The following is a 16,661-nucleotide window of genomic DNA, read 5'->3' as shown; positions in this document are numbered from 1 at the left end:
CCCCCCTCTTCATCGCCATCCCCCAAACCCACGTCACCGACCCTGATGGAAGTGGCCGTGCTCGAATACCCCGGCAGCCTGCGTGCTGCCGCGCCGGTGCTGTCCGAACTTGCCCAGCGCTGCAACCGCACCGCCGCGGCCGGCAAACGCACGGGCGCGCGCATGCTGGTGACCCGCTGGACGCTGTCCACGCGCGGGCATGGCATGCAGCGGGTGGCCGGCGCCGAACTGTTCGGCGATACGCCGCCGGCGGTGATCGTGGTGCCGGGCAACGAGCCCAGCTGGCCGCTGATGCAGGCCGACGAACGCATGCTGACCTGGCTGCGCGACTGCCATGATGCGGGCAGCCTGCTGGCGGGCTGCGAAGAGGGCGGGCTGCTGCTGGCCTCGGCGGGGGTCATGAGCGGGCGCTCGGTCAGCGTCCCGGATCTGTCGCGCTGCCCGTCGCTGGCGGCGGTGGTGCCGAGCTGGCAGCCGAGCGAGCGCGCACTGGTGGACGACGGCGACCTGATGACCGCCTCCGGCCCCGATGCATGGAAGTATCTCAGCCTGCGGCTGCTGGCACGGATCTACGGGCAGAGTGTGATGAGCGCGGCCATCCAGCAGTTGCAGCTGGTCATTCCGCGCGGCGTGCAGGAAGACCTGGAGCGGTTCAGTCCGAACTTCGCCCATGGCGACCGCGGCATCCTCAAGGCGCAGCGCTGGCTGCACAGCATCGCCGCGCGCGGCGTGACCCTGCAGGACATCTGCGATGCGGCCGGGCTGGAGCCGCGCACGCTGCAGCGGCGGTTCCTCAAGGCCACCGGCCTGCGCCCGATTGCCTACTGCCAGCGGCTGCGCATCGCCAAGGCGCAGTTGCTGCTGCAGGCCGGTGGTGCCGTCGATGAGGTGTCCTGGGCGGTGGGCTATTCCGACCAGAGCGCGTTCCGCCGCCTGTTCCTGCGCATCGTCGGGGTCACCCCGGCGCGCTACCGCCGGCAGATCTTCGCGCAGCGGCGCGAGCGTCCCCGCGGCCCGCTGGCGCAGCTGCAGGGTGAACCGCTGCGCCCAGCGGCCTGATGCGTTGCAGGGCAGTGGCTGCAGGGTCAGGCAGATACGTCTACCCTGTGGCTCATTCGCCGTTCGCGTGCATTCCAGGAGTTGCCATGTTGTTGAAAACCTCGCCCGTGCTGGGCTCCGTGCTGACCGCGGCATTGCTGTTGGCAATCGCCGGCTGCAGCCAGGCACAGCAAAGCCCGTCCGCACCGAAGGCGGCGTCCAAGCCGGCGTCCTCGGCAGCGGCCAACCGGCCCGCGGTGCTGCAGGGCATCGAGAAGCAGGGCTTCGAGGTGATCGGCGAGTTTGACGCCCCCGGCGGCCTGCGTGGCTTTGCCGGCGTGGTGGGGGGACAGCAACCGGCGGCGGCCTATGTCACGGCCGACGGCAAAAACGTGATGGTGGGCACGCTCTTCAATGAGAAGGGCGAGGATGTCGGCGCGGCGCCGCTGGACAAGCTGGTGGCCAAGCCGATGTCGGACCGGATCTGGAAGCGCCTCGATGGCAGTGCATGGGTGCGCGATGGCCGCGCCGATGCCCCGCGCGTGGTCTACACCTTCAGCGATGCCAACTGCCCGTACTGCCATCGCTTCTGGGAAGCGGCACGGCCGTGGGTGGACAGCGGCAAGGTGCAGCTGCGCCACGTCATGGTCGGCGTGATCCGCGAGGACAGCCCGGCGAAGGCTGCCGCGATCCTGGGCGCACCCAATCCCAGCGCCGTGTTCCTGCAGAACGAACATGACTTCGGCAAGGGTGGCATCAAGCCGGCCGCGACCATCACGCCGGCGCTTGCCAACAAGCTCGACGCCAACCAGGTGCTGATGGTGGAACTGGGCTTCCAGGGGACCCCCGGCATCCTGTTCCACGATGCGCAGGGCATGGTGCAGCGCGTGTCCGGCATGCCGCAGGGCGAGGACATGGAAAAGGTGATGGGCCCGCGTTGATCTGAATCAAGGTCGACATCCATGCGCGCAGCCACACTGCGCGCATGGTTCCTGACAGCTTTCCCGTTGCGTTACTGCTGCGTCATCGTGGCGACGCACGAACTTCACGACACACTCACTTCCGACTTGTTACTCAGGGCCTTGGCGTGCGCAGCTACTGCGCGTCACCCGGGATGAGGAGGGAATCCCACGCGGGTGCACTGCCGATGGCAGTACGGCGATTGCAGCATGTCGCCGGGTTCACTGCGGTCGTCGTTCTCCTGCGGAGCAGTACCGGGTTGCCGTTGTCGGCGGTGCGCGTGAGCGCTGCGGCCAGCGGCAGTATCGTCTGCAGTTCAGGGAGGACGTGATGCGTTGCTCTGTCGTGCTGCTGTTCTCTGCCCTGGCGCTGGCCGCGATGCCGGTCAACGCGCAGGATTCCGCCGACGCCCTGCGCCAGGACATCCGCGCCCTTCGGCAGACGCTGGAGGCGATGGAAAAGCGCCTGGATGCGTTGGAAACCGCCGAAGGCCGCGCGCCTGCGCAGCGCCCTGGAGTAACCACGGTTGCGCCCACGGCGATTACGCCATCGGCCACGTTGCCGTATGCGTCCACCACGCAGGTGCCGGGTACCGGGCAGGCAATCCTGCCTCCACGCAATTCAGTGGCCGATCCGTCATCGGCCGCCTCGCGCCCGGACAGCGCGGCCGGCCCGACCGACCCGGAGCTGAAAGGTTTCCTGGCCATCCCCAACACCGACACGCTGATCCGCATTGGTGGCTACGCCAAGCTTGATGCGATCATGGATACGCGTGCGGCCGGCGACGAGGACCAGTTCGTGACCTCGACCATTCCGGTGGGCAGCCCTCACCGGGACGTGTCCAACTTCAACCTGCATGCCAAGCAGACCCGCTTCAGCTTCGAAGCGCGCCGCCCCACCTCGCGCGGCAACCTGCGCTTCTACCTGGAGAACGACTTCTTCGGCAGCAGCGACGGCTACCAGTTCCGGCTGCGGCATGCCTACGGGCAGCTGGGCAACACCTACGCCGGCTATGGCTACGCCACTTTCATGGATGCCGACAGCCTGCCCGACACGCTGGACTTCGCCGGCCCGGGCGGCGCCGGCTACCTGCTGGTGGCCGGCATCCATCACAGCTTTGCGATGGGCAAGGGCAACACCTTGACCGTAGCCGCCGAAGACCCGGACGCACAACTGGCCGGTACCACCGATGCGACCGTGGCGGCGAACCGACTGCCGGATGTGACTGTCACCGCGCGCATGGAGCGCGACTGGGGCCACCTGCAGTTGGGCGGCGTGGCGCGCAGCCTGGGCTACGACGGCGACCAGCGCGACGACCGCCACTTCGGCGGCGGCGTCCAGCTCAGCGGTTCCGCGTCGGTGGGCGAACAGGACCTGCTGTTGTTCGGCGCGCTCGGCGGCAAAGGCCTGAGCCGCTACACCGCCGATCTCACCGGTTCGGACCTGGATGCGGTGATCGGCGCGGATGGACGCCTGCATGCGCTGTCACTGCAGGGCGGCTTCGTCGGCTACACCCATTACTGGTCGCCGCTATGGCGTTCCAACCTGATCTACGGCCAGCTCACGATGGCGCGCAACGCCGAGCTTGCGGCAGATGCATTCCGCCAGAGCCGATACGGGGTCTTCAACCTGATCTGGAGCCCGGCGCCGTCGTGGACGATGGGCATGGAAGTGCTGTACGGGCAACTGGAACAGCAGGACGGACAACGCGCCGACACGGTGCGGGTGCAGGGCAGCCTGCAATACAACTTCATCAAGTAGCGGAGAGACCGTCATGGCGCAAGCTAAGAAGATCGGGGTTGTCGGTGCCACGTTCCTGGTGGCCGGCAACATGATGGGCTCGGGCGTGTTCCTGCTGCCCTCCAGCCTGGCCAAGATCGGTACCGCCTCCATCTGGGGCTGGCTGGTCACCACCGCCGGCGCGCTGCTGCTGGCCTTCGTGTTCGCCAAACTGGGCAAGCTGGCGCCCATGGCGGGCGGCCCGTATGCCTACGCGCGCGACTGGTTCGGGCCGTACATGGGCTTCCAGACCAACACCATCTACTGGTTCGCCAACTGGATCGGCAACGTGGCCATCCCGATCGCGGCGGTGGGCTACTTCAGTTACTTCTTCCCGATCCTGTCCCAGCCGATACCGCGCTGCATCGCGGTGCTCGCGCTGGTATGGGCGCTGAGTTTCGCCAACGTCATCGGCCCGGCGTTCGTCAGCCGGCTGCAGACGGTGACCACCAGTTTCGCGCTGGTACCGATCCTGGGCATTGCCATCTTCGGCTGGTTCTTCTTCGACCCGGCCATCTTCAAGGGCGCCTACAACGTGTCGGGCGAATCCAACTTCGGCGCGATCTCCAGCGCGGCCGCGCTGACGCTGTGGGCCTTCATCGGGGTGGAGTCGGCCTCGGTCACGGCCGGGGTGGTGGAAAACCCGGAGAAGAACGTGGCGCGCGCGACGCTGGCCGGCGTGTTCCTGGCGGCGGTGGCGTACATCGCCAGTTCGTCGGTGATCATGGGCATGGTGCCCAACGGCGACCTCCAGGTTTCGGATGCACCGTTCGCACTGGCCGCGGCCAATGCGGTGGGCGGCTGGGGCGGGGCGCTGGTGAGTTTGTGTGCCTTCGTCGGCGCGGCCGGTTCACTGGGCGGCTGGATCCTGCTGACCGCGCAGAGCGCCAAGGCGGCGTCTGATGACGGGCTGTTCCCGAGCATCTTCAGCAAGACCAACAAGGACGACGTGCCGGTCAAGGGCGTGCTGATCGTGGCGGTGCTGATGACGCTGGCCGTGCTGCTCACGTCCACCTCCGAAACGGCGTCGGCGCAGTTCGATGTGATCACCTCGGCAGCGGTGGTGCTGACCCTGCTGCCCTACATCTATTCCTGCGTGGCCTGCTACTTCGTGGTCGAGCGCTCGCACACCCTGGTGCACACCGGCGCGTTCTGGTTCCTGACCAGCATCACCGTCGTGTACTGCCTGTGGGCGATCTTCGGTTCGTCCGGCAGCATCGTGCAGTACGCCTTCCTGTTCGTGCTGTTCATCACGGTGTTCTACCCGTTCTTCAGCGAGGAGCGCCGCCGCCAGCGCGGCCAGCTGCCGCCGCTGGACAGCACCGCCAGCACGAAGCTTTCGTGACCTTCCCCCAGGAGAAATGCTGTGTACTTCAAGTCTCTGGATTACCCGATCATTGTCATTGACGACGATTACGAGTCCCCGCGCATCGGCGGCATCCTGATCCGCGCGCTGGTCGAGGAGCTGCGGGGCAACGACCAGCGCGTGCTGTGCGGGCTTACCCTGGCCGATGCCCAGGCCGGTGCGCGCACCTATGTGGCGGCCTCGGCGGTGCTGATCTCCATCGATGGCACCGAGGACAAGCCCGGTGAGTTCCAGCGCCTGCTGGGCTTCCTGCGCGAGCAGAGCGCGCGCCGCGGCGGGCTGCCGGTGTTCCTGTACGGCGAGCGCCGCACCATCGAAAAGGTGCCAAGCAAGCTGCTCAAGTACGTGCATGGCTACATCTTCCTGTTCGAGGACACCAAGAGCTTCATCTCACGCCAGGTGATGCGTGCGGCCGAAGACTACATGCAGCAGCTGCTGCCGCCGTTCTTCAAGGCGTTGATCCACCACACCGCCGAATCCAACTATTCCTGGCACACGCCGGGCCACGCGGGCGGCGTCGCCTTCACCAAGTCACCGGTGGGACGCGCGTTCCACCAGTTCTATGGTGAGAACACGCTGCGCAGCGATCTGTCGATCTCGGTGCCGGAGCTGGGCTCGCTGCTGGACCACAGCGGACCGATCAAGGAAGCCGAGAACGAGGCGGCGCGCAACTTCGGTGCCGACCACACCTTCTTCGTCACCAACGGTACGTCCACCGCCAACAAGATCGTCTGGCATGGCACGGTGGGGCGGGGCGACGTGGTGTTCGTCGACCGAAACTGCCACAAGTCGCTGCTGCATTCGCTGATCATGACCGGCGGCGTGCCGGTGTATTTCACCCCCAGCCGCAACGCCCACGGCATCATCGGGCCGATCAGCCTGGACCAGTTCACCCCCGAGGCGCTGCAGCAGGCCATCGCCGCCAATCCGCTGGCCAGCAAGGCGTTCCGCGCCGGTTCCAAGCCGCGCATCGCGGTGGTGACCAATTCCACCTATGACGGGCTGTGCTACAACGCCGAGAAGATCGCCGACGAGATCGGCAGTGCGGTGGACTTCCTGCACTTCGACGAAGCGTGGTACGCCTACGCCGCGTTCCACCCGTTCTATGAGAACCACTACGGCATGGCCAAGGGCAAGCCGCGCGGCCAGGACGCGATCATCTTCACCACCCATTCCACCCACAAGCTGCTGGCCGCGTTCTCGCAGGCCTCGATGATCCACGTGCGCAACGCGGCCACCCGCGAGCTGGATGCCGAGCGCTTCAACGAAGCGTTCATGATGCACACCACCACCAGCCCGCATTACGGGGTGATTGCTGCCTGCGACGTGGCATCCAAGATGATGGAGGGCGCGGCGGGTGAGTCTCTGGTGCAGGAAATGCACGACGAGGCGATCGCCTTCCGTCGCGCCATGCTGCACGTTCGCGAAGACCTGGGCCGCGATGACTGGTGGTTTAGCGTGTGGCAGCCAGACAAGCTGGAGCGCTCGCTGGGCAAGGGCGATGCGCCAACGCCGATGGTGGCCAAGCGCGAGGAGTGGTACCTGCAGCCCGATGCGCATTGGCACGGGTTCGATGGGCTGGTTGAAGACTACGTGTTGATCGACCCGATCAAGGTAACCCTGCTGACCCCGGGGCTGTCCATCGACGGCGACCTGGGTGAGCTGGGCATTCCGGCTGCCGTGCTGAGCAAGTTCCTGTGGACGCGCGGCATCACGGTGGAGAAGACCAACCTGTACTCGGTGCTGTTCCTGTTCTCGATGGGCATCACCAAGGGCAAGTGGAGCACGCTGGTCACCGAGCTGATGGCGTTCAAGGAGCTGTTCGACAACAACGCGCCGCTCACCCGCGCGCTGCCGGACCTGGCCGCGGATTACCCGCGGGCGTATGCCGGCTGGGGCCTGCGTGATCTGTGCAGTGCGCTGCACGCGTTCAATCGTGAGTTTGCAGTGGCCCAGGTGATGCGCGAGATGTACGTGGACCTGCCCGAGCCGGTGATGACCCCGGCCGAGGCCTACGACCACCTGGTGCGTGGGCAGATCGAGCGGGTCGACATTGAAGCGATCAGCGGGCGCATTGCCGGGACCATGCTGGTGCCGTACCCGCCGGGCATTCCCACCATCATGCCGGGTGAGCGCTTCGGCGCGCAGGATGAGCCGATCATCCAGTCGCTGCGCATTGCCCGTGAACAGAACGCTCGCTTCCCGGGCTTCGAGTCGGACGTGCACGGGCTTATCATCGACCGTGACGGCGACGTGCCGAGCTACAAGGTGGAGGTGCTGAAGACCTGAGCTGCGGCCAGGATCTTCGGCAGGCGATGGATACAGCACGCGAACAGCGGATCCTGAAATTCTCGATCGGGGTGACGGTGGCGGTCAGCGCCACCGGCTTCATCGGTGGCCTGCTGGTGGGGTCGCAGGCGATCCTGTTCGACGGCGTGTACAGCCTGGTCGATGTGGCGCTCACGCTGGTGGCGCTGGCCGTACTGCGGCTGCTGGGGCGCGAGGGCAGCCCACGTTTCCAGTACGGCTATTGGCACCTGGAACCCATGGTGGAAGCGCTGGGCGGCGCGATCCTGGCGCTGGCCTGCATCTATGCACTGGCCAATTCGATCATTGGCCTGACCACCGGCGGGCATGTGATCCGTGCGGGGCCGGCGCTGATGTGGGCTACGTTGCTGTGCGTGAGCAACCTGGGCATGGCCGCGTTCGTGCGCGTGCATGCCGCGCGACTGAACTCGCCGCTGCTGTGGCTGGACGTACGTGCCTGGCTGCTCAGCGGCATGATGAGCTTGGCGGTGGTGCTGGCGTTTGCGCTGGCGCTGCTGCTGGAGGATGGCGACCACGCGCACTGGATTCCCTTCCTGGACCCGCTGGTGCTGGCGATCATCAGCCTGGCGGTGTTGCCGGTGCCGCTGCGCGGGGCATGGAAGGCGATGCGCGAGGTGCTGCAGGTGGCACCCGATTCGCTGGATGCCCGGGTGCAGGCGGTGATGACGCGGTTCGTCGCCGAGCACGGCTATCTCGATTTCACCAGCCACGTGGCCAAGATGGGGCGCATGCGCTTCGTGGAGATCCACATCCTGACCCATCCGGATACGGTGATCGGCACCATCGGCAACGTGGATGCGCTGCGCGACGAGATCGCCGAGCGGCTGGATGCACGGGGAAGCGAGTTCTGGCTGACCATCGACTTCACGGCGGACCCGGCCTGGACCTGAGAATCGCCGTACGGCGATGACGCGGGGCTAACAAGGCCGGGATTATGTTGGCCTCTCACGGGGGTGAATCGCGAGCAGTGAGCTGCGCTCAACGGGCTTGGGTTTGCCGTGCCCGTTGCGTGGATTTCTGTTCGGTGCAGCCCTTGGGGCAGGTGTGCCGATTCGTCGTGCGTGCCTCCCATGCTTGCGATCCAGTTGGTCCTGACGCCAATGGAAGACAATCATAGGAGTGATGCGAGATGAATCATGCCACTGAAATCGTTGTACACCCGATTGACACGTTCGAGGGCGTTCCGGAAGGCCCAGACGCGGAGCCAATGGCGAACTGGGTGACGCTCAGGCGTTTTGAAGTGCAGGTCAACCAGCGCTCCCAGATAACCGCACCGGTATATGCGAACGGACGGCAGCAAGTTCCTGTGGAAATCATCATCGAGGCGCGGGACAGCGATGGCGTCGAAGTTCAACTCTCGACTGCCCAACTGAAGTCTATAAAGCTGATCAACTACAACACGAACACTGCAGTTGTCGGGTGTAAGCACGATAAAGACGCACGGTTCATTTACCACTGGGCTCCCGTCAAGGATCAAGACGCAGAGGATCATCCAGATGAGGAGGTGCCCGCTGACGCGCCCGGGGCAACGGCTCAGGCCATCATGATCTACGTGGACACCACGGACGTGTCGACTTCCAAGATCGCTGCCGAGATCACGTCGCCATCGGGTGGATTGTTTCGCACGAACACGCCAAACCCCGGACCTGGGAAGTTCGACAGTTGGATCAACATTCGGGGTGAAGAGGAAATCAGGTACTACGCCTCCGACATGACCATGGAACTGGTGAATGAGGTGACCAATGACTTGTGGGATGTCGATCTTTACTACATCCGGTTCACCAAGGAGGGGCTCAGTATTGTGGATTCCATCCATTATGACGTGGCAGGTGGCGAGCCTCATCTGAACAAGAGTCCTCACCTCTTTGTCTACAGGTTTCACATGGCATTCGCTGTTGGCGGAGTGCGGACCATCACGTATGCCGGCCATGATGGAAAGCCTGCGGTCACCTTTCAGGTAAACAAGCGGCCCGGACAAGCGACCGCAGCACGCTGTCAATCGAAGATGTTCAACTATTACCCAGAAAGGCGCCACGAGGCATGTATGCGGTACTACAACCAGTACGGAAACTACGCATCGTGTGCGTTGGGCAATACATACACCAACGGCTACAACGTGATGACGCTGGAGTCGAGCATACATGGGTAACCTGCAGGAAAGATACGAAACATATATGATGTGTATACATCGATCTTCAGGTATAGACCATGGGCATCGTCAACATCGATGACGAACTGCACGACAACCTACGCCGCGCCAGCGGCGTTTCCGGCCGTTCCATCAACGCGCAGGCCGGGTTCTGGATCAAGGTGGGCATGCTGTGCGAGATGAATCCCGGCATGAGCTACCAGGAGATCGTCAACCGTGAACTCAGGGCGGCCGGGGTGGACCCCGGCGCCCTGCGGGTGGCGGTTGCGTGATCAAGACGGTCGAAGAACAGGCGCTGATGCGGGCGTCGGGGCGGTTGTTGGCGTCGGTGTTCGAGGCGCTCGACCGGTTGCCGCTGGAAGGCATGAGCACCCTGCAGGTGAACGACTGGGTGGAGCGCTTCATCGTCGATGAACTGGACGCGCGGCCGGCCAGCAAGGGCCAGTACGGGTTTGCCTACGTGCTCAACAGCTCGGTGGACAACGTGGTCTGCCATGGCGTGCCCTCTGCGGACGAGATCCTTCGGGGCGGCAGCATCGTCAACCTGGATATCACACTGGAGAAGGATGGCTTCATCGCCGATTCCAGCAAGACCTACCTGATCGGCGAGGTCGATTTCCAGGCGAAACGGCTGGTGCGGGTGACGCGTGAGGCCATGTGGAAGGGCATCTCGGTGGTGCGCCCGGGGGCGACGCTGGGTGATATCGGCTTCGCCATCCAGCAACATGCCAAGGCGCACGGCTACAGCGTGGTGCGCGAGTTCTGCGGGCACGGCATTGGTCGCGAGATGCATGAGGAACCGCAGGTGCTGCATTACGGCAAGCGGGGTGCCGGCGAGGAACTTGAAGCCGGGATGACGTTCACCATCGAGCCGATGATCAACCAGGGGCGCGCGGCGATTGATATGAGCGAGGACGGTTGGACCGTGACTACCCGCGACGGGAAGTTGTCCGCGCAGGCGGAGCATACGGTGCTGGTGACTGACAGTGGGGTGGAGGTGTTGACCCTGCGCGCCGATGAGCGCATGCCAACGGCGTAGAGCCACGCCCTGCGTGGCTGAGGTGCATGCGGTGAACGCGTCGGTCGGGGATCACGCGCAGCCAGGCAGGGCCTGGCTCTACGGTGTGTCCCGGGTGGAGACGAGCTTCAGGAACGCCTCGTTCTGGTAGCGGCTCATGCGCAGCTGCTGGCCGGTGTCGAGGGTGACTACGTGGTGGCCGTTGAACCAGGGGTGGATCGCCTTGACCCGCCGGATGTTGACGATGGCCGAGCGGTGTACGCGGGCGAAGTGGCGCGGATCCAGCCGGGCGGCGAGCGCGGCCATGGTGCCGCGGTGTTCGTGCATGCGGCCGGCCAGGTGGATCTCGGCGATGTTGCGTGCGGCCTTGATCCATACGATCTCGTCCACGTCGACCAGCACCACGTGTTCGTCGACCCGCACCGGTATGCGCTGCAGGTAGGCCTCACGCTGGCGCAATGCATCCAGTGCCTGCAGGATCTGTGTGGCCGTCTGCGCGCTGGTGCCGGCCGCGGCGGAAAGACGTTGCCGGGCGCGCTGCAGGGTGGCAGCGAATCGCTCGCGGCTGAACGGCTTGACCAGGTAGTCCACCGCATTGGCCTCGAAGGCCTTCACCGCATACTGCTCATAGGCGGTGACGAACACGGTGGCCGGCATGCGCTCGACGCCGATGGTGGCCACGACGTCCAGTCCGGTGATCGCCGGCATCTGGATGTCCAGGAACACCAGGTCGGGCGAGTGTTCGCGGATGGCCTTCACTGCGGAGACGCCGTCGCCGCATTCGCCCAGCAGTTCGATCTCCGGGTCGTCGGCCAGCAGGCGCACGATCGCGCGGCGCGCGAGCGGCTCGTCGTCCACCACCAGCACCGAAAGGGTCATGCCGGCGCTACTCGCGCCGTGAATTCCGGCGCTTCGTCGTCCACTTCCAGGGTGCGGAAGGGCAGGCGCACACGGCAGGCCACGCCCTCGGGCCAGATCATGTCCAGCCGCACGTCGGCGGCATCGCCATACAGTTCCTTCAGGCGCAGCCGGGTGTTGGACATGCCGATGCCATGGCCTGTGGACGCGCCCGGCGTGGCGTCAAGCGTGCTGTTGCGGTTGCGCACTTCAATGCACAGCACATCGCCGTCGCGGCGCGTTTCGATTTCGATCACGTCACTGCCCACCCGCTGCCCGATGCCGTGGCGCACCGCGTTTTCCACCAACGGCTGCAGCAGCAGGCTGGGCACGGCGCAGTCGAGGGTGTCCGGGGCGATATAGGTGCGGGTGGTCAGCCGGTCCTTGAAGCGCACGCGCTGGATGCCCAGGTACAGTTCAATCAGGTCGAGTTCCTGGCGCAGGGGTATCTCCTGGCCGTCGTAGTCTTCCAGGAAGGCGCGCAGCAGTTCGCTCAGGCGCAGCAGCATGTCTTCGGCCGAGACCGTGTCTTCGTCCAGCAGGGTGATGATGGCGTGCAGCGTGTTGAACAGGAAATGCGGCTGCAGCTGGGATTTCAGCGCCAGCAGGCGCGATTGCGCCAGTTCGGTGGCCAGCCGGCTGGCTTCCATTTCGCGGCGCGCCTTCTCGGCCTGGAAGTGCAGTGCCTGCTGCAGCGCGAACAGGGCCCAGTAGGTGAGCAGCCCGATGGCGAAATGCTGGGCCAGGAAGTACCCGAGCTGTTCGAAGAAGCCGCTGGGTTCGAACAGCGCAGAGGTCAGCGCACCAATCAACATTGCGCCGAACGTCACCGCCAGGCTGGCCAGCGCTTGCCTGCCCAGGCCGAGCAGGTGGCGGTCGGGCTCCAGCGGATAGCGCTCGGCCAGGCGGAACACCAGCGGCGCCAGTGCCGCCCACGTGTACCACTGGATCATCGCCCAGCGCAGGTGCACCAGGAACGGCCAGCTGTTGCCATGCAGTCCATCGCTCAGCGAATGCTGCACGGCAAACACCAGCACCACCGCCGTCCAGAGGAGAAGGTAGCGGGAAAGGGGGATCGACGTACTGCCAAGGCGAACCTTCATGGCCGGTATCCAGGACGCCCGGCACGGCGGGGCAGGGCCATCTTAGGCGTGCGGGCGGGCCCCGAGAAGCGCCATGAGGGCCCATTACGATTGGTCCTGCCGGGACGACGATTCGTCCCGGATCGGTGGCGCGCGCGGGGCGGCCGGCGGCCTGATGGCGGCGAACCCAACCGCCGGAGATGCCGCGATGTTCCCGATCCGCCTTGCCGTCCTGTCCAGCCTGCTGCTCGCCAGCACCGTGAACGCCGCTGCGCCGCGTTACCTCACGCTGCTCAACCGTGCCCACGAAAGCATCACCACGCTGGAAGTAGCCGCCGCTGGCAGCGATGCATTCGAGCAGCGTCCCATGGATACGCTCGGCGGTGGTGGAGGCAGCACCACGGTTCGCCTGGGCGACGCCGGCTGCCGCTTCGACCTGCGCCTGCAGTTCCGTAACGGTCGCACGGCGATCTACCGCGACGTCAATGCGTGCAAGGGCGATACGCTGGTGATCGCGCCGCTGTAACTACCCGGAGACCACATCCCCGCCGCACAACCTCGGCCAGCGCTGCGCCAGTCGCCGCGAAATCCACCATGCGGAAATGGGCAGCGAGAAGGCCAATGGCAGCAATGCGGCTGTGACCCCGTTGTCCAGCGCCGTCAGCGTCGGTCCCAACGGCAGTCCTGCCTCCATGAACTGGGGCGCCAGGTAGAGGCCTGCGACCTTGACCGGGAAGATGACGACCACGCTCACCGCCGCAATCACCCCGTACGCCAGCGCCGCAGACACGACCACGAAGGTGGTGGGGCGGGGCAGGCGATCACGTCGCAGCAGCACCTTGAGCACCGCCCACCAAAGGGGCGATGACATCCAGATCCGCCACAGGCCCTCCTCGAACAACAGCCAGAGGAGCAGGGTGAACCACTGGTCGGGAATCTGCATCAGCGCACCTTCCGGGCAGAGAGTGCGCCACGTGCGCAGAGCTCGCCCCAGTGTTGCGACAACTGGCGCGTGATGAACCAGGTGATCAGCAGATGCAGCGGAAGGAGTGCGGGAGGCAGCCAGGCGCCCAGCCGGGTAGCAAGCCATGACCCGGGCGCAATCGCCGACAGCAACCAGGGATGCGCCGCCGCATCCAGCACGCGTGACATGCCAACCACCGACGTCACGCCCATGGTGGCCAGTGCCGTACTCCCATACGCAAGCATCGCAGCGATGAAAATGAAGGACCAGGGGTGCACGAGCCGGTCGCGGCGCAGGAACGCCCGCCGCGCCGACCACCAGAGCGGTGCGGTGGACCACAGCAGGTACAGCAGCGCGACCGCTGCGAACATCATCGAAAGCCGGGAGCCGAACAGCTGGAGGAACTGCGTCAATGCCTGTCCTCGCCCGGCGCAGGGGCGCGGGCTTGTGGCTGCGATGCTAGGGCAGGGCCGAGCCTTTTGTCACCACCGGCACGTGTTCGGCCATGAGGGCCGCTACCCAGTCGACGAAGACGCGCAGCTTGGCGCTGACGTGGCGGTTGGGGCGGAAGGCGATGTGCAGCGGCATCGGGTCGACCTGCCAGTCGGTGAGCACGCGGACCAGTTCACCGCGTTCGGCATGCGCGGCGGCAACGTAATCGGGCAGCCAGAGCACGCCGAGCCCGGCCACGCCGGCCGCCAGATAGGCGTTGCCGTCGTCGACCGCCAGCTGATGCCGGCCGTGCACGGTCAGCATTTCTTCGCCTCGCCGCAGCGCGTAGGGCATGGCGCCTGCACGCCGCGAGCCCCGGTAACCGACGATGCGATGCGGTTCGGCTTCCAATCCCTTGGGATGGTCGGGAATACCGACCGTGGAGAGGTAGAGCGGCGCGGCGTACAGCCCTGCCTGAAGGTCGCCGATGTGCCGTGCCACCAGCGAGGGGTCGGTGAGCTCGCCGCCGCGGATCACGCAGTCCACGTTTTCGTCGATCAGGTCGACGTTGCGGTCGCTGACGCCCAGGTCCAGCTGGATGTCGGGATACCGCGCATGGAAACCGGGCAGGGCGGGCACCAGCAGGAACCGCGCGAGCGGTGCGGGCACATCCACCCGCAACCGGCCGCGCGGGCTGGCGGCGAAGCTGGAGAGGCTGGTTTCCGCGTCGTCCAGCTTGGCCAGCAGCCGGGTGACGTGCTCGTAGTACGCCGCGCCATCGTCGGTGACATTGACCTGGCGGGTGGTGCGGTTGAGCAGGCGCACGCGCAGCCGCGCTTCCAGCTGCTGCACCAGCTGGGTCACCGTGGTGCGGCTCATGTGCAGGGTCTGCGCGGCACGGGTGAAGCTGCCGGTCTCCACGACCCGGGCAAAGGCCTGCATGGCATCGAAACGGTCCATCGGCACTCCTGCGGTCAATTGTTTGGATTCTACAAACAGTGATGGACAAGGTTGGTCGTTTATCGACCGGGCCGGGGCGCCTACCGTGGAGGCATCCCATCACCCGGGGCAAGAACCCCTCTGGAGTCTGCAATGGCAAGTCGCGACGTCGTGTTCCCCCCTGGCCGCCAGGACCTGTATGCCCGCTACCGCTATTCGCCGGCCGTGCGGTCCAACGGCTTCCTGTTCGTCTCCGGACAGGTCGGCAGCCGCGAGGACGGTTCGCCCGAACCGGGCCTGGAAGCGCAGGTGCACAAGCTGTTCGAGAACCTCAACGCGGTGCTGGCGGCCGCCGGCTGCACGTTCGACGATGTAGTCGACGTGACCGTCTTCATGATCGACCCGGACCGGATCCTGGAGCGGGTCTGGGCGATCGTGCCCGAGTACTGGGGCCAGGCGCCGCACCCGACCCTGACCGCCATCGGGGTCACCTGGCTCAGTGGTTTCGACGTGGAATTCAAGGTCGTGGCCAAGCTGCCCGAGGCCAGCGCCTGAGTATCCGTTTAACGGAATTGACACAAACATGAACAGGAGGCAGAGTGGCGCCGCCCAGATGGGCAAACCACCTTTTGGAAGGACCTGAATGAAGAAGTTCGTGACCCTGGCCGCCGCCATCGCGCTGGCCACCCTGTCGACCGATGCCATGGCCGGCCACGCGTTCGTGCGCGCCGAGCTGGGCAGCAGCGACACCGAAGTGCGTTACGACGGTTTCCGTGGCAGCGAGTCGGATACCTCCGCCTCGGTCGGCGGCGGCTACTGGTTCACCCCGAACATCGGCGTCGAAGGCCATGTCGGTTCGCTGTACAACAAGGACCTGGGCTACGACCAGGAGCTGGACCTGGTCTCGATCGGTGCCGGCCTGGTGGTCAAGAAGAACTTCGGCGCCGACGACACCGGCTTCTTCATCGGCGCGCGCGCCGGCATCGCGCGGTTGACCGCGCAGGTGCGCGAAGACACCTTCGACGTGGTGGATGACGAAAGCTCGACCAAGCCGTACTACGGCGTCAATGTCGGTTACGACTTCAATCGCCGCTGGGGCCTGAGCCTGAACTACGACCGCCGCCAGGGAGATTTCAGCGGCGTGGACGTGGACGTGGATACGATCAGCCTGGGTGGCGAGTTCCGCTTCTGATCCCACCGCGTGCAGTGACAGGACAACGGCAGGCCGGTGCAACGGCCTGCCGTTTTCTTTTGTGGGGGCAAGGGCATAGGATCAGCACGGACCCAGGGAGACTGCGATGGCGAAGGTGACCGGAATCGGTGGGGTGTTCTTCAAGAGCCGTGGCGACCGCGCGGCGCTGGCCGAGTGGTACCGGCAGCACCTGGGCATGACGCTGGAGGAGTTCGGTGGCGCGGTGCTGCGCTGGCCCGACGACAAGGCCAACGACGGCGGGCTGACCGTGTGGGCGCTGGCCGAGCCCGGGAGCAAATGGTTCAGTCCCAGCGATGCTCCTTTCATGATCAATTACCGGGTGGATGACCTGGAGGGGCTGCTGGCGAACCTGCGCGAGGCGGGGGTGACCATCGTCAGTGGGCCCGAGACGCATGAGAACGGATCCTTTGCTTGGATTCTCGATCCGGATGAGAACAAGCTGGAGTTATGGCAGCCGATGGCGTGGGACCCGGAGCGGCGGGCGGGTTGAGCGTGG

Annotated in this window: 18 protein-coding genes; 13 read left to right on the top strand and 5 right to left on the bottom strand. The window is 65.6% G+C overall.

Features of this window, described 5'->3' with window-relative positions; translation table 11 throughout:
• Nucleotides 1–45: 45 nt before the first annotated feature.
• The 9 genes from QMX79_RS09690 (at nucleotide 46) to map (ending at nucleotide 10,659) form a co-directional block, all read left to right on the top strand.
• On the top strand, nucleotides 46–1,059 hold the full coding sequence (locus tag QMX79_RS09690) for a helix-turn-helix domain-containing protein (protein WP_282246561.1): 1,014 nt from the start codon (nucleotides 46–48) through the stop codon (nucleotides 1,057–1,059).
• 86 nt (nucleotides 1,060–1,145) lie between these two features.
• Complete coding sequence (dsbG, locus tag QMX79_RS09685) at nucleotides 1,146–1,979, top strand: thiol:disulfide interchange protein DsbG (protein ID WP_282246559.1); 834 nt, start codon at nucleotides 1,146–1,148, stop codon at nucleotides 1,977–1,979.
• Between the two features lie 397 nt (nucleotides 1,980–2,376).
• Complete coding sequence (locus QMX79_RS09680; RefSeq protein WP_282246560.1) at nucleotides 2,377–3,759, top strand: DcaP family trimeric outer membrane transporter; 1,383 nt, start codon at nucleotides 2,377–2,379, stop codon at nucleotides 3,757–3,759.
• A gap of 13 nt (nucleotides 3,760–3,772) precedes the next feature.
• Nucleotides 3,773–5,122 carry an arginine/agmatine antiporter gene (gene adiC, locus QMX79_RS09675; RefSeq protein WP_282246558.1) on the top strand — a complete coding sequence of 450 codons (1,350 nt, stop codon included), beginning with the start codon at nucleotides 3,773–3,775 and terminating at the stop codon, nucleotides 5,120–5,122.
• A gap of 21 nt (nucleotides 5,123–5,143) precedes the next feature.
• Nucleotides 5,144–7,432 carry an Orn/Lys/Arg decarboxylase N-terminal domain-containing protein gene (locus tag QMX79_RS09670; RefSeq protein ID WP_282246557.1) on the top strand — a complete coding sequence of 763 codons (2,289 nt, stop codon included), beginning with the start codon at nucleotides 5,144–5,146 and terminating at the stop codon, nucleotides 7,430–7,432.
• A 26-nt stretch (nucleotides 7,433–7,458) separates the two neighbouring features.
• On the top strand, nucleotides 7,459–8,361 hold the full coding sequence (locus QMX79_RS09665; RefSeq protein WP_282246556.1) for a cation transporter: 903 nt from the start codon (nucleotides 7,459–7,461) through the stop codon (nucleotides 8,359–8,361).
• Between the two features lie 239 nt (nucleotides 8,362–8,600).
• A complete protein-coding gene (locus QMX79_RS09660; RefSeq protein ID WP_282246555.1) occupies nucleotides 8,601–9,620 on the top strand; it encodes a hypothetical protein in 1,020 nt (339 codons plus the stop codon).
• A 59-nt stretch (nucleotides 9,621–9,679) separates the two neighbouring features.
• Complete coding sequence (locus tag QMX79_RS09655) at nucleotides 9,680–9,892, top strand: ParD-like family protein (protein WP_068852612.1); 213 nt, start codon at nucleotides 9,680–9,682, stop codon at nucleotides 9,890–9,892.
• Complete coding sequence (map, locus tag QMX79_RS09650) at nucleotides 9,889–10,659, top strand: type I methionyl aminopeptidase (RefSeq protein WP_282246554.1); 771 nt, start codon at nucleotides 9,889–9,891, stop codon at nucleotides 10,657–10,659. The genes QMX79_RS09655 and map overlap by 4 nt, the downstream gene beginning before the upstream one ends.
• A gap of 78 nt (nucleotides 10,660–10,737) precedes the next feature.
• Here map and QMX79_RS09645 read toward each other — a convergent pair whose 3' ends face one another.
• Complete coding sequence (locus QMX79_RS09645; RefSeq protein ID WP_282246553.1) at nucleotides 10,738–11,517, bottom strand: response regulator; 780 nt, start codon at nucleotides 11,515–11,517, stop codon at nucleotides 10,738–10,740.
• Entirely contained in the window at nucleotides 11,514–12,638 is a 1,125-nt protein-coding gene (locus tag QMX79_RS09640; protein WP_282246552.1) for a histidine kinase, read from the bottom strand. The genes QMX79_RS09645 and QMX79_RS09640 overlap by 4 nt, the downstream gene beginning before the upstream one ends.
• 154 nt (nucleotides 12,639–12,792) lie before the next feature.
• On the opposite strand from QMX79_RS09640, the gene QMX79_RS09635 reads away from it, so the two are divergent.
• Complete coding sequence (locus tag QMX79_RS09635) at nucleotides 12,793–13,143, top strand: hypothetical protein (protein ID WP_282246551.1); 351 nt, start codon at nucleotides 12,793–12,795, stop codon at nucleotides 13,141–13,143.
• On the opposite strand, the gene QMX79_RS09630 is transcribed toward QMX79_RS09635, so the two are convergent.
• Genes QMX79_RS09630 through QMX79_RS09620 form a run of 3 tightly spaced genes read right to left on the bottom strand, consistent with a single transcriptional unit; the run spans nucleotide 13,144 to nucleotide 14,991 of the window.
• Entirely contained in the window at nucleotides 13,144–13,560 is a 417-nt protein-coding gene (locus QMX79_RS09630; RefSeq protein ID WP_282246550.1) for a hypothetical protein, read from the bottom strand.
• Nucleotides 13,560–13,994 carry a hypothetical protein gene (locus tag QMX79_RS09625; RefSeq protein WP_282246549.1) on the bottom strand — a complete coding sequence of 145 codons (435 nt, stop codon included), beginning with the start codon at nucleotides 13,992–13,994 and terminating at the stop codon, nucleotides 13,560–13,562. Before QMX79_RS09625 ends, QMX79_RS09630 begins: the two co-directional genes overlap by 1 nt.
• Nucleotides 13,995–14,040: 46 nt before the next feature.
• On the bottom strand, nucleotides 14,041–14,991 hold the full coding sequence (locus QMX79_RS09620; protein WP_282246548.1) for a LysR family transcriptional regulator: 951 nt from the start codon (nucleotides 14,989–14,991) through the stop codon (nucleotides 14,041–14,043).
• 114 nt (nucleotides 14,992–15,105) lie between these two features.
• Here QMX79_RS09620 and QMX79_RS09615 point away from each other — a divergent pair, with 114 nt between their 5' ends.
• From QMX79_RS09615 to QMX79_RS09605, 3 genes are all read left to right on the top strand, one after another.
• Complete coding sequence (locus tag QMX79_RS09615; protein WP_282246547.1) at nucleotides 15,106–15,507, top strand: RidA family protein; 402 nt, start codon at nucleotides 15,106–15,108, stop codon at nucleotides 15,505–15,507.
• A gap of 88 nt (nucleotides 15,508–15,595) precedes the next feature.
• Nucleotides 15,596–16,144: an outer membrane beta-barrel protein gene (locus tag QMX79_RS09610; protein WP_095362665.1), complete on the top strand. Its 549-nt coding sequence runs from the start codon at nucleotides 15,596–15,598 to the stop codon at nucleotides 16,142–16,144.
• 106 nt (nucleotides 16,145–16,250) lie between these two features.
• A complete protein-coding gene (locus QMX79_RS09605) occupies nucleotides 16,251–16,655 on the top strand; it encodes a VOC family protein (RefSeq protein ID WP_282246546.1) in 405 nt (134 codons plus the stop codon).
• Nucleotides 16,656–16,661: the final 6 nt, after the last annotated feature.

This window comes from Stenotrophomonas sp. PS02300 (genome assembly GCF_029959395.1).
Lineage (GTDB): Bacteria > Pseudomonadota > Gammaproteobacteria > Xanthomonadales > Xanthomonadaceae > Stenotrophomonas > Stenotrophomonas maltophilia_AD.
Note: the sequence above shows the minus strand (reverse complement) of the source record. Positions and strands in the feature narration are given on the sequence as shown.